Source organism: Shinella sp. GW821-FHT11G07, assembly GCF_058808115.1.
In genome coordinates this window covers 1-11,592 of the sequence record NZ_JBXARJ010000034.1, presented here as the reverse complement: position 1 = coordinate 11,592, position 11,592 = coordinate 1, and the positions used below count along the sequence as shown (strand labels likewise).

General features: G+C 54.1%; 9 protein-coding genes. 3 read left to right on the top strand and 6 right to left on the bottom strand.

Going from position 1 to position 11,592, the window contains the following annotated elements; all coding sequences use genetic code 11:
• The first annotated feature begins 207 nt into the window (after nucleotides 1-207).
• A complete protein-coding gene (locus AC1RT2_RS32075) occupies nucleotides 208-363 on the top strand; it encodes an integrase core domain-containing protein (RefSeq protein WP_493108492.1) in 156 nt (51 codons plus the stop codon).
• A gap of 89 nt (nucleotides 364-452) precedes the next feature.
• On the opposite strand, the gene pseF is transcribed toward AC1RT2_RS32075, so the two are convergent.
• From pseF to AC1RT2_RS32045, 6 genes are all read right to left on the bottom strand, one after another.
• Nucleotides 453-1,166: a pseudaminic acid cytidylyltransferase gene (gene pseF / locus AC1RT2_RS32070; RefSeq protein WP_493108491.1), complete on the bottom strand. Its 714-nt coding sequence runs from the start codon at nucleotides 1,164-1,166 to the stop codon at nucleotides 453-455.
• A gap of 39 nt (nucleotides 1,167-1,205) precedes the next feature.
• Nucleotides 1,206-4,328 carry a hypothetical protein gene (locus AC1RT2_RS32065; RefSeq protein WP_493108490.1) on the bottom strand — a complete coding sequence of 1,041 codons (3,123 nt, stop codon included), beginning with the start codon at nucleotides 4,326-4,328 and terminating at the stop codon, nucleotides 1,206-1,208.
• Between the two features lie 214 nt (nucleotides 4,329-4,542).
• Nucleotides 4,543-5,637 carry a pseudaminic acid synthase gene (gene pseI, locus AC1RT2_RS32060; protein ID WP_493108489.1) on the bottom strand — a complete coding sequence of 365 codons (1,095 nt, stop codon included), beginning with the start codon at nucleotides 5,635-5,637 and terminating at the stop codon, nucleotides 4,543-4,545.
• The gene (locus tag AC1RT2_RS32055) at nucleotides 5,616-6,530 is read right to left on the bottom strand and encodes an NAD-dependent epimerase/dehydratase family protein (protein WP_493108488.1); all 915 of its coding nucleotides are present in this window, start codon (nucleotides 6,528-6,530) and stop codon (nucleotides 5,616-5,618) included. The genes pseI and AC1RT2_RS32055 overlap by 22 nt, the downstream gene beginning before the upstream one ends.
• Nucleotides 6,530-7,681: an ATP-grasp domain-containing protein gene (locus tag AC1RT2_RS32050; protein WP_493108487.1), complete on the bottom strand. Its 1,152-nt coding sequence runs from the start codon at nucleotides 7,679-7,681 to the stop codon at nucleotides 6,530-6,532. The genes AC1RT2_RS32055 and AC1RT2_RS32050 overlap by 1 nt, the downstream gene beginning before the upstream one ends.
• Nucleotides 7,678-8,691, bottom strand: a complete 1,014-nt coding sequence (locus AC1RT2_RS32045) for a hypothetical protein (protein ID WP_493108486.1) — start codon at nucleotides 8,689-8,691, stop codon at nucleotides 7,678-7,680. The genes AC1RT2_RS32050 and AC1RT2_RS32045 overlap by 4 nt, the downstream gene beginning before the upstream one ends.
• Nucleotides 8,692-9,012: 321 nt before the next feature.
• Here AC1RT2_RS32045 and pseB point away from each other — a divergent pair, with 321 nt between their 5' ends.
• The gene (pseB, locus tag AC1RT2_RS32040) at nucleotides 9,013-10,011 is read left to right on the top strand and encodes a UDP-N-acetylglucosamine 4,6-dehydratase (inverting) (protein WP_069063247.1); all 999 of its coding nucleotides are present in this window, start codon (nucleotides 9,013-9,015) and stop codon (nucleotides 10,009-10,011) included.
• Nucleotides 10,008-11,177, top strand: a complete 1,170-nt coding sequence (gene pseC / locus AC1RT2_RS32035; RefSeq protein WP_493108485.1) for a UDP-4-amino-4,6-dideoxy-N-acetyl-beta-L-altrosamine transaminase — start codon at nucleotides 10,008-10,010, stop codon at nucleotides 11,175-11,177. Before pseB ends, pseC begins: the two co-directional genes overlap by 4 nt.
• Nucleotides 11,178-11,592 lie beyond the last annotated feature (415 nt).

Here is an 11,592-nt window from a genome sequence, read left to right as displayed (position 1 = left end):
ATCACACCCGCACAAAAACTGAAGAGGGCTGCGTGAATTCTACCGTAGAGCCCCGTTAAAAACGGGAGGATTACCAGCGTGGCGAGGCTCTGGTCCAGACACCGGACGCGTATGCAAGAAGTCCGGTTACCCCGGGAGGATGCGGGTCGACAAGGGCAGTGAAACGGTTTCATCGCGGCCTTTAACAGAAAGGAGTGAACAGAGTGTCTGAACACGCACTGGTTCCTGCCCTTTGCGGATCTGCGCGAAAAAGTGGAGACTTGGCGTCGACACGACAACGAGGATCGTCCTCGCTCGGCAATCAGATGTAATCTGCCGACTGCCACGCACAATCCCGATGGCGAAGCCAACCTGTCATCGTGACTAAAAGCCGGAAAACTCCCCCTAAGAACGATCCGGGTTGTGGCTACCGGCGCAAGAGCCATGGAACATGGAGAGGCTGAGTCGACAATTCACAGCTGCGATGGCGAAGGCAGTTGGAGGTGCAATTGCATCAGTTTCTCCGCAAAAGCCCAGTCTTCCGGCGTATCGATATCCTGAACACGCGATCTTGGCATAATGTAGGGGCGGGCGTGATCCGAAAACATCGGTTTATTCTCAAGGAATGCGTTCCGGCGTCCCCAGTAGAACTGACCGGCATCGTGAAATGCTTCATGTAAATCTTGGCTTCTGGTAACACGGTACTCCGGCCAAAGCATATCGACTGTGCCTCTTTCATTTGCCACCAAAGCTCTTTGGACCGGGTAGGCGAAGTGGGCGGCAGCGAAGACAAAATCAACGTTTGGTTCCGCCGCGAGGCATGCATGAGCGGCAGAGAGATCATCGGGTTCGATCATCGGGGCGGTGGCATAGATACAGCATGCAAGGCCCACCCTTTGGCCGAAAAGTATCTCGACGCTATTGATTGCATGATTAATGACCGCGCGTGTTGGCGTGAAATCGTCCGAAAGCTCCGCTGGTCGCTTGAAGGGTACTTCCGCTCCCGCTTTTCGAGCTACTTCGGCGATCTCATCATCGTCGGTCGACACCACTACTTTGTCAAAAAGCCCACTGCGAACAGCAGCCGAGATTGGCCAACTGAGCATCGGACGGCCAAGGAACGGCAATATATTCTTACGAGGAATGCGTTTGCTTCCTCCCCGGGCAGGTATAATAGCAATTTTCACTAAACTAGATCCTAATCTGGCGGCCGGCGGCGCTCAGTTTTACCCGCCATGCCCCTCTGCAATCGCCCGCGGGAGGACATCAAGCATTGTGTCTTTTCTCCCGCCGCCTGGTTCGTGCCGCAGACCCAGCGCTCGATCGACAAGTATCGCAGCTGATACGTCACGCTTGTCTTCGTCGGCCACATCCTGCTGAAACCAGAAAGGTGGGTAGATCTTTTTATTGGTGATTTGTCTCGTGTGGAAACGGTAGTCCACGGTGAAGTTCTCGTCGCTCATATAGTTAAGCCATACAGCTGCGCGTCTCTTGATGTCGTTAGAAACGTGCGCGACTTTCTCGAAGCGGAGATACTCTTCAAACTCGCTACGGCTCTGCGGCGCTACGTGGCCGATGGGGTAATCGATCGGTGCGAAATGTCCTGCAAGGACGCACGGAATACCCATTATGCCCAGTTCGACTGCAGTTGTGCCATTATAGATGAGGCCGATGTCGATCAATTCGCCCATATCATGGATATCAAACCAACGGTTGCCCAGGAACATGACGTTCTCACCAAGCGGCTCGCTGATAAGGTCACGGAAATATTCGGTTGGAAAAGTTGCGATCTGGTTATTGGTCTCGTGTGGATGAGGCTTCACCAGCAACAAGGTTTTGGTATCTTTAACCACTCGTACGCAGTGATTGATCCAATCACTCATGTTCTCGTGGGTGGGACCCCCATTGAACGGGGTTCCGGAATCACACACAACCTTACCAAATGCACAGGCGACTTTACCACCTTGAGCACGCCATTCCAGAATGCGCTCACGGGCGGCTTCGGCATCAGCGGAGCGTTCACGCTGCCCCATTGTAGACCGCTTTATCCTCGTTACCCCCTCGAAGCGCTCCAATATTTCGTCGGCCTCCCCGCTCTTTTCATCGTAATAATTGGCGAAATTGTCAGGTAGAGGGAAGCTTGCCGACCGTGCCTGTGGGAAGCGCGTCATATTGCGCAAAACGAAGCGTTCAGAGACGTTCGTGGAGAAGTTGCTGAAATAGTTCTGGTAACCATTGGCAGCGTGCAAGAAAAACAGCCGATCTGGACTACCCTTTGTGTCGCAGTAGAAACGCAAAAGGGCGTCCGGGAGTCGTGAACTGAAGAGGCCGACGATCGCCACACGCAGGTCGGGATCTTTTTGTTGCAGAGACTGCACATGACTTAGAACACGGGCGACGGATTTCGTCCAGTTTATGAGTGCTTCCGACGTTTGCTGCAATTCCGGGCATTCCCATACCACCGAATAGCGGCGTCTTTTGATCGACGCGTCTTCCCAAAGTGGATGGGAGAGATCGATGCCGTCCCAGGATACTCGGCCCTTGTCAGGTGAAAACTCGAAATTTGCCAATGGCGGAAGAATTTGAGAGGCGGCCGTTGAGAGCCCCGCATTCTTTGTAATGGCATAGCTCATAGCATCGATATCTGCATCGCCCGTCTTGTCGAGAGGAAAGTGGCCTTCGACGACCGGAATTAGAGCCCATCCCCGGCGCTTGAATTCGCGAAGCGCCATGATAGGGTAGTTGCTCATCATCCCCACGTTGCGCGCAAAAACCAAGACGATCTCTTTCGGCTTCTGCGGTTGTTGTTGCTCGCAAAGGATGTCTGCTGCTTGACGCAGGAATTCCAACTCACCTTTTTGAATAAAGATTTGATAGCACTGTACGGGTTTTAGAGCTTTTGGATTTGCCAGAATGTTGCCCAGGATCCCTGCAACGAGCGTTTCGGCTTCCTTGAATAGGCCCTGGCGACGCAATATTTCGGCGTAGTGTATGCAGCACGCACGCTGACGAAACCCCTTAGCCAAACTCGCTACAAATGTAGCGCCGGCCTTATACTGCTGTGCCAAAACAGCGTAGCGTAGGTAATTTCTGATGTCATTCTCGTGCTTTGGCTTGAGGCGCCGCGTCGCTCGAATGACCGCGTTGGCATGTTCGTGGCAATCTGCTTCCGCTGCGATAACCGCCGCGGCCTGCCAGATGTCCGGGCCGACTTTTTTATGCTTGGCGAGGACGACAAAAAGCTGGTTAATCTCCTCGGCTAGTTCGCGGCGGCCAAGTTTTCGAACCAGAACGAGCAGTTGGCAAAGTGTGCTGATTCGCTTTTGCGTGATGAGCGTTAGCGGGTCTGCTTCCAGAAGCGTTTCACGGATTTCAGCCATCACTTCGTCCAAACAAGCGCTTGCGCGCTCGTACGCCGGACGGTAGTCGGGAAGCTGGCGTCGCCCAACGCGGAGCATTTGCCGAATAGTCGAGATTTTTGAAGAGAGCGCGGGCGTGTTGCGAAACTCTTCTTCGCACAGAGCCAAAAACTCCGCCTGCCGCCGTCCTTCGATCAAGGTTTCCTTGAAAAAATGGACCTGAGCACCCAGGACGGAGTCTGGTGAGGCATCATTTCCGATAGGCAAATGCGCAATAGTTTCCGCGCGGATTGGCCCATTATTGACAAGCTCATTCTGGGTGTCGTCGGGTGTGTTGAACTCTAGCTGCGGTGCGCCGCCATCAGAAATGTCCTCGCTTGACCAATCGACGTTCTCGCGAGCAATTCTATCAATCACGTCCCAGCATTGTACGTAGAAGGTAAATTGGGGTTTCTTCTTTCGATCCGTCAGAACAGACGAATCTGCGAGAAGCGTTTCGATTCGGCTTGCCGATGTCCGATAGTCGCCCAACAACGATCGAGTTAACACCGCAAGATACAGTAAATACTTACTTTCCGGATAATCTTTCAGGATAGCCTCGGCGGCGCCTGAAAGCTTTTCCCGATCATCTTTATCGCTTAAGTAATTTACGATTTTTTTACCGGCCGCGGTTTGCCCGGAAGCGCCCATCGCCTCTAACTGGGCCAGCACGCGAAGCATGCCAGTAATATTGTTGGCTCTCGTGAAGTTTGCGAGTATTTTCCTCAATGCGCGAACGCTCATTTCGCGCGCTTCGGCTTCACGGCCCATCCTGCGCAGAAGATCGGCCTGAAGCTGCAACGCCGCCTTGGGATTTCGCCACCTCAAGACGGCAAGCGCTTTGTTGGGGTAGCCGTACTCTGCAAATTTAAGCGCCACCTTAAGGGAGAGGGGAGCGAGATAGCGCTTGATAGTCCAGCGCCCATTTGAAGGCTTCTGTGGGGCTATCATAGCGCGCTCCATTGTGGAACCTTCCTCAAGATCAGTGTGTTTCTGCTGCGTTCTCGATGCCCGTGTACGGTCACAAGCGACAACAGTTCCGGGCCGCGATTGGGGCATGGACTAAGAGCTGCCGGGAGGCAGACCGAAGATCGGGCCGCAACGCTGGTTGATATGTTGCGCGCTCCAGCGACACCGAAGACCTCGGGGTGGTGCCCAAACGCCATCATCCAATCAACTCAAGCGTGAAAGGCGTACCTATTTCCAGATCGCGGTTTACCCTGCGTCCCAACATGCTTTCGTAGTATTTCGGGGCTAGGCCGAGGCCTGGCCGGATGCGCTTGAGATTATCCTTTGTCAGGATGTCTCCTTTGGCCATGTCTGCTGCAATATATAGTGAGCGGCGTTTGAACCGGGCATGTTGTTCCTCGGCAGATGCGCCGTAGCTGATCCTACCGAGAGCAGCGTGGGCCACTTTCGTTTCAGTCACGAGGCTTTTGAATTCGTCGGGCTCTAGCGAAAACGCGGAATCGACACCGCCGTCGGCCCGAGCAATCGTATAGTGCTTTTCGATAACTGTCGCACCGAATGCCACAGCCGCGATCGCGGCACCGATCCCGAGAGTATGGTCGGACAGTCCGATATCGCAACCGAACAGGCTCTTCATATGCGGTATAGTGAGCAGATTGCTCGTCTCAGGCGTTGCTGGATAAGTGCTGGTGCACTTCAACAGGGTCAGGTTTGTGCACCCGCCGTCTCGCGCCGCCCCGACCGCATCTTCGATTTCACCCAGTGAAGCCATTCCCGTCGAAATGATCATCGGTTTGCCTGTCTGGGCGACGTATCGAATAAGAGGCACGTCGGTGCATTCAAACGAGGCAATTTTATAAGCTGGCGCGCCCATCTCCTCCAGGAAATCGACGGAACTTTCGTCAAATGCCGAGCTGAAGCAAAGAATGCCTCGCTCTTTGGCCCGTTCAAAAATTGGCTTATGCCATTCCCAAGCAGTCTGTGCCTCCTTAAAAAGCGAGAACAGCTCTCTGCCCTTCCAAAGCGACTTTTCTGCCGTAACCGTAAAACCCTCTTTCTTGACGTTGAGGGTCATCGTTTCCGGCTTGAAAGTCTGCAGCTTGACTGCATCTGCTCCTGCTTCGGCCGCGATATCAACCATCCGCAGCGCTCTTTCGAGTGATGCGTTGTGATTGCCCGACATCTCCGCGATGATGAAAGGGGTCGTGTCATTGGCTTTCGGCGTGCCAGCATAGAGGGCCTGTTTGATCGTCGGAACACTAGACGTGGTCATTTTTGCAGCAAGCTCCATTTGTCTCTCATTTCTTCAAGGCCACGCCTTAAGGTGTATTCCGGCTCCCAGCCAAGCTGCTCGCGCGCGCGGTCTATAACCATATGATTGTGGACTCCCGAGGGCCGGGAATGCTCATTGGCAGGCTCGACGACGAGGTTTCCGTCGTTGCCGAACACATCGTTTGCCGTTTCTGCTATTTCAAGAACACTGACGGCCCTGCCGGAACCAATATTATAGGCGCCTTTGGCGCCGTTATCTACTATGCGCAGAATAGCATTGACTACGTCCGCGACATAAATTTGATCGATTGCGTGGCGTCCACTCTCCGAAATCTTGACTTTCTTTTTTTGAAAGGCGCGGTCGCTAATGTTCATTAGCGCCGGCGATAGGCGTTCGCCAGCTCCGAAGGATGCCGCAAGGCGAAGATGTGCAACCGGCATCCCATGCCGCGAACTCCACCAGTCTGCGTACTGTTCGCAGAAGAGCTTTGCCAATCCATAGTTGCTTGCAGGTATCGGAACTTCTTTTTCGGAATAGGGCTTTGTATTGGCCCCGGAATATACCGCTATCGATGACGCCTGCACAACCTGTCTCAAGCCATTTGCCAAGGCACCCCTGAGCAATCCATCAAGCATCGTGAGGCCAGTATGCGCAAATTCTGCGACAAGCTCGATGTCTTCCCCGCGCGCACTTCGCCTGCCAGCGAGGTGTATGAGGACAGTGCAACCGGTCATTGCGGTTGCTACGTCTTGGGGGCTGAAGTCCGTTACATGTCTTTCGACGGCTCCCTCGATCTGCTCGAGAGATTCATGCGATCTCCCGATGCAGACCACGTCATCTCCGCGATCTAGAAGCCTTTTGCACAAATAGCTTCCTATGAAGCCATTCCCGCCGGTTACAGCAACGCGCATTATCGTTTGTCCGCACCATATTTGCTGACCTCATCCGCCGGGGTCATGCGTACATAATAGCCAACCACTTCCATAAGGCCGTTTATAGGCACTACCGTTTCTCCGTCAGAATAGCGGTATTCGTGATAGTGCGCGTTTGCTGGTACAGGAAAATCGGCTTCTTGAAAGACGCTGCCCGGCGGGGTCTGTTGGAACAGCAATTCATGTAGGGGTATGTCTTCCCACCGCAGGGTTAGCTCGGGGGCCTTGCCGAGCAATACGTCTACGGTGGCGGCTAGAAAATCAAAACCACGGGCGTGATATATAAGGCGCCACATGTGGCAGCCGTCGAGCCGGGGGGCGATTTCAATTATCTTCGGACCGTCCGGCGTGATTTTCATCTGAAAATACAAGCAACCGCTTGTGATCTGCAACGAGGCGACGACATCGCGGACAAGTTGGCGCGCAGCAGCTCGCATTTCCTCGGACACATTGTAACAGGGAACGAGATGACCGCGTGGAATTCCAAACAGGTGACCGCTGTGTACGAGACGTTCCGAAACCTCATTCACAACGACCTCGCCTTGATAGACGAGGACATTCGAAGAAATTTCAACGCCATCTAAGTAGGCTTCTACCACCGCTGTTTTGCTGGGAGACAATAAAATCGCGGCGTCCAAGGCCCCAAGCAGCTCGTCGCTGTCCTTGACGACCACAACTCCCCGTTGGCCCTGCGCATCGGCAGGCTTGACGACGCAAGGAAACGACGACCATCCCTTTCCTTCGGATGCACTTGTTACCTGCTTATATGCAACTTCACTGAGCCCGTTCTGATTGAGGTGAGCACGAAGTTTGTGTTTTTGATCAAGGAGATCGATGAAATCGCTGCTGTAAAAATGTGGCAATCCCAGGCGCTCTGATACGCTTACTGCCGTCTTGATGGCCAGGTCCGAGGAGACCGAATAGACCAAGTCTGCGCCCACTCGCTTTGCAAGCGCTGCGACGGCATCCGGATCCCGCACATCGACTTGCTCGAACGCATCAGCGATAGCTTCGCCTGGAAGATTCCTGACATGCGCGCACGCCACCGTTCGCCAGCCACGAGACTTCATATGGCGAATCAGGTCTGTCTGCCCTGCATTGCTTCCCAGCACCAGCACGGTATTGTTCATTGAATTACCTCAAATCCCAGTTCGCGTTCAAACAAAGCCTCAAGAAGTCTTGTCGCGCCCTTTAAATCAACATTGTCCCTACCGGCGCGCGCCATATTCATTCTTGCGTCTCGGTCGTCAAGTAGCGAGAGGGTGCAGCTGAGTAAATGGCGCTCACGCAACTCCTGGATGTTGCCGAGATAGCGCGCGGCGCGGAGCCCGTCCCATCCCTTGCATTGCCCTTCTTGATTAGAGGCAATCGCGATCAATATCATCGGCAGGCCACAGAAGGCCGCTTCATAGACTGATGTGCCACCGGCCATAACCGCTAGATCGCAGGAAGCCATCAACGCGGGAACGTCTGGATGATCAAGTTCGATGTCGACATTGGAAAGCCCTTGCCCTTCAATCAGCGATTTGATTGCCGATACATTGGGATTCTGCGCGCTGGTCATCACGACAAGCCTTATGTCAGGCCGCAGCCGCAAGGCTGGCGCCAATGACCCAATTGAAAACCCTATCCCGCCGCGGTCGTCTCCCCCACCGAACGTAACCAAAATTCGCCGGACCGGTCTTTCAGTGGGGCGCACGGCTGTCGCGGCGAATGCCTCCCTTATCACGGCAAAGCGTGGCCCATTCAAGAAGTCGACATCATGGCGAAGCAACTGGTTTGCGTGGCGCGCCGCGCTTTCCGCCGGGCTGGCGTTTACGGCGAGGTTGGCGGCAAAAGAAGGAGGGGCGCTGGCGTCATATTGGTGAAGTATGCGTAGTCCATGTTCCCGAAGCACCAATTGCTGAGCACCAGGGACTCTATAGTCATCGATTATTGCGTGCCGAACTCCTTTTGATTGCGCGACCCGTGTCAGTAATCGGGTCCAGTCCTCCCATCCGTCGACGCCCTTTTCTGGATATTCTATCCACTCCGCAAAACGGGTTCTGTCGTGCTCGTTCGAGTAATGTAGCTTGGGGCCAATGATCGTCGTCTCGATCCCGTTTCGGCACGCCGTATCGGCTATTGCCCTGCTTCTCATAAGGTGCCCAAAGCCAATATTTGGGCCGCCGTCACAGACTATGAGAAGTTTCCGAGGTGCGCTGGATCGTTCGCTTGTGCTCATTTTGTCAGGTCTTGAATCGCCGCATAAGATCACTGTGGATAGTTCCCGACCCAAGAGCTATTTTTCACCGGGCTGGAGCTACCTTTTAGACGGCTCTCTCCAAGAGCGGAAGTTGCCGTTTCTGTTATTATCACCTGAACCGATCCTTTCCTTCTTGGCAGTTCAGAGGCTATTGGCTAAAAGGCTGCGGACATGGATGCTGAATCCTAGAGAGTCTAAATGGTTTGACGAGGCAAAATGCTCAATAATAGTACAATTCTGATAACCGGCGGAACAGGTTCGTTTGGCAACACGTTTGTGCCGATGACTCTGGAGAAATTCAACCCAAAGCGACTGATCATCTACTCCCGAGATGAGATGAAGCAGTGGGAAATGGCGCAGAAATACGGCCATGACAAGCGTGTGCGCTTCTTCATCGGTGACGTGCGTGATCGCGAGCGACTTTACCGCGCCCTCGACGGCGTTGATTACGTTGTTCATGCTGCGGCGACGAAAATCGTGCCAACCGCCGAGTACAATCCATTCGAATGCGTCAAGACGAACATTAACGGCGCAATGAATTTGATTGACGCCTGCATTGATCGTGGCATCAAGCGCGTCGTTGCTTTGTCCACCGATAAGGCAAGCAGCCCGATAAATCTTTACGGTGCTACCAAGCTCGCGTCTGACAAGTTGTTTATCGCCGGGAATTCCTATGCGGGCAGCCACGAAACGCGATTTGCCGTCGTTCGCTATGGGAACGTGATGGGCTCGCGCGGCTCAGTCATTCCGTTCTTCATGTCTGTTCGGGATTCAGGTGAACTTCCGATTACCGATGAGCGGATGACACGTTTTATGATCACTCTGGAGCAGGGTGTGGAGTTGGTCTGGCACGCGTTCGACGACATGGTCGGCGGCGAGATCTACGTGAAGCGTATTCCGTCCATGAAGGTTACGGACGTTGCGATGACCGTTGCCCCCGATGCTCAACACAAGATCGTCGGCATCCGGCCTGGTGAAAAACTGCATGAGCAGATGATCGGTCTTGAGGATGCTGAATACACCTACGAATACGATAGCTATTACAAAATTCTGCCGGCAATTCACAACTGGCATATTTCCGAAGAGCGGATCAAGGTCGGCAAGAAGGTTGCGCCTGACTTCGCTTACACGAGCGACAACAACACTGAATGGATGAGTTCCAGTGAGCTCGGGGTATGGATAGAAGCAAACAGCCACAAGATTGGAAAAATATGAGCGGTCGCATCCCGTATGGCCGCCAGGACATCAATGATGCTGACGTGGCAGCAGTCATTGAGACCCTCCAGTCGGATTTTCTGACGCAGGGGCCAGCTGTGCCTCGTTTCGAGGCGGCGGTCGCTGAGTATTGTGGCGTGCGGCATGCGCTGGCGGTCAATAGCGCGACTTCGGCGCTACACATCGCCTGCGCAGCCCTGGGCCTTGGTCCTGGCGATTTGCTGTGGACGTCGTCCATTACCTTTGTGGCGTCCGCGAACTGCGGCCGCTATCTTGGGGCTGACGTCGATTTCGTAGACATCGACCCCGTAACGTTCAACCTTTGCCCGGAACGTTTGGAGGCCAAACTCAAGCAGGCCAAGGTCGATGGCAGGCTTCCCAAGATTGTCATCCCGGTTCATATGGCGGGACAGTCCTGCGACATGGAAGCGATTGCAGCGTTGTCTCGCGAATTCGGCTTCAAAATCGTTGAGGACGCGTCGCACGCCGTTGGCGGAAAGTACAAGGGCACGCCTGTCGGGAGATGTGAGTTTTCGGACATCACAGTTTTCAGCTTTCATCCTGTAAAAATCATCACCACTGCCGAAGGCGGCATGGTGACGACCAACGATGATGAGCTAGCTGCAAAAATGGCTTTGCTACGTAGCCACGGCATCACAAGGGCACCGGATCTTATGTCCAAGGTCCCGGACGGCCCATGGTACTACGAGCAGCAAGGCCTAGGTTTCAACTATCGGCTGACGGATCTTCAGGCGGCACTTGGGGCAAGCCAGATGGCACGTCTCGATGCTTTCGTCGCAGCGCGTCACGCTCTTGCCGCCCGCTACGACGCCTTGCTGAGCGACATTCCCGTCGTGACACCGTACCGCCGAAACGACACTTATTCTGCTTTTCACCTTTATATCATTCGTGTCCCGGACGTAGCCGGCTCTCCAAACAGGAAAGCGGTTTTTGACATAATGACAGCTCACAATATTGGTGTGAATGTTCATTACATTCCGGTTCATACGCAGCCTTACTGGCGGGAACGTGGTCACGTCGATACTCGCCTTCCAGAGACGGAACACTATTATAGGGAAGCCTTGACGCTTCCCCTATATCCAAACCTCACGCACGACGAGCAACGCTACATCGTCGATACCCTGCGTGGTGCGTTGCAGCGGTGAATTTAGCCGCGCTGACTTTGCCGGAGCCCCTAACTCGTGAGACGCTAGGGGCTCCGATAAGCAAGGCGACAAACAGGCTCCCTCCTGAAGCCCGCGATCACGCCATACGGGTGGCCGACCTGACACCAGCCGAGCATCCCTCTGAATAGCCCCAGGATTTGCGGATACCCTATTCTTGCAGCTGACAAGTCGTTTACAGCGAGGCGGTGTGTACTCCGGCGTGTTTTCGCGGCCATGTCGGCGGAAGTCCCAAGCTGGACACTAGCGTGATCGATACCATGCATCTCAAAGCTGCCAAGTGCTGCTTAGGGGGAAACTCTCCGGCAGAGAAAGACGACCTGGTAATCCTCCCGTTTTTAACGGGGCTCTACGGTAGAATTCACGCAGCCCTCTTCAGTTTTTGTGCGGGTGTGAT